Genomic DNA, 1,108 nt, shown 5'->3' with positions numbered 1-1,108 from the left:
CCGTGAGTCGGCGAATCCACCCAATGTAGCGGTGAGCTCGATTCGGCGCAGTCAAGAGGGGATGGCCGGACGCTTACCCATCAAGTCGTTGATGGACACGAGCATCCTAGGCATGGCTCGGCGCATCAACATGACTTGCCAGGACGCTTACGGCGATTCAGCCGCCAATACATTCGTGGCGGCCATCCCATGACACACGCCTACGCAAGCTCGCATGAAAACGCTGTTAGATCTTCATCCAGCTGCTATGGACCAAAACTTGGCTCACAGCGTGTCGGAGCTTCACAAAGATTGCCTGACGTCTTTCCTGCTTCCCAAAGAACATCATGAAGGCAGAGAGCGGCTTCTCGGCACCGGGTTCTTCGTGGCTACACCTGACGCCACGCGGGCAAGGCTCTACACAGCCAGGCACGTGCTTGAAGAATTCGATCACACTCACGGTCGCATCACGGTCGACACCACCGGTGTGAAACTGGGTGACATCGGGCTGCGCAGCTTGCATCCGACGTTGGACTTGGCGCGATGGGACATCCCTTCAAACGCCTTGATCGAGCAAGGCATCACGCACGTTCCGGGTCTGCCGATCTTCCCGCGTGAGATGGCGCGCGATGCGTTCGAGCCAACCGACTCTTTCATGCTGCTTGGCTATCCAGGATCCAAGAACGCCTCGCTGGATTTCAGAGAAGGCCAACGACCCGACCGGGCTATCTTGGCGTTGGCACTGCACGGGTCAGTCCTTGACTTGAAAACAGGTGTCCGCACCTTCGAGTACAGGGGCAAGGCGACACCAGAAAAATGGAACCCAGCAGTGACAAACCCGCCGGCACTGGCTGGGATGAGCGGCTCACCGTGTCTACGCTTCGTGCACGAACGCAAAAGCGGTCGGCTGGCTGTCGTTCTGGCAGGGGTGTTTTACGCGTGGTCTAGCCGCAGGCACGAACTCAGCGTGGCGGCCGTTGGTGATCCATGGATGGACATGCCCAACGACGACGCTTGAAGCTCTGAACCTTCGATCGACCCGGACAAGCAGTGCGTGAGCGTCCAGTCTGGCCATCTTGAAGATCGGCAAGGAGCATAGGAGCCTAGTCCCCATTAGCAACTCTTGGTG

At 58.3% G+C, this 1,108-nt stretch carries 2 protein-coding genes; both read left to right on the top strand.

The features are described from left to right. Nucleotides 1–193 (top strand): hypothetical protein (locus tag AC3WOE_RS30475; RefSeq protein WP_492696297.1); only part of this gene is annotated, 193 nt, incomplete at its 5' end. A gap of 21 nt (nt 194–214) precedes the next feature. After that, a complete protein-coding gene (locus tag AC3WOE_RS30470; RefSeq protein ID WP_373716921.1) occupies nt 215–997 on the top strand; it encodes a S1 family serine peptidase in 783 nt (260 codons plus the stop codon). The last annotated feature ends 111 nt before the right edge of the window (nt 998–1,108 follow it).

The organism is Roseateles sp. FW305-36 (assembly GCF_058787015.1).
This window is presented reverse-complemented; position numbering and strand designations above follow the sequence as displayed.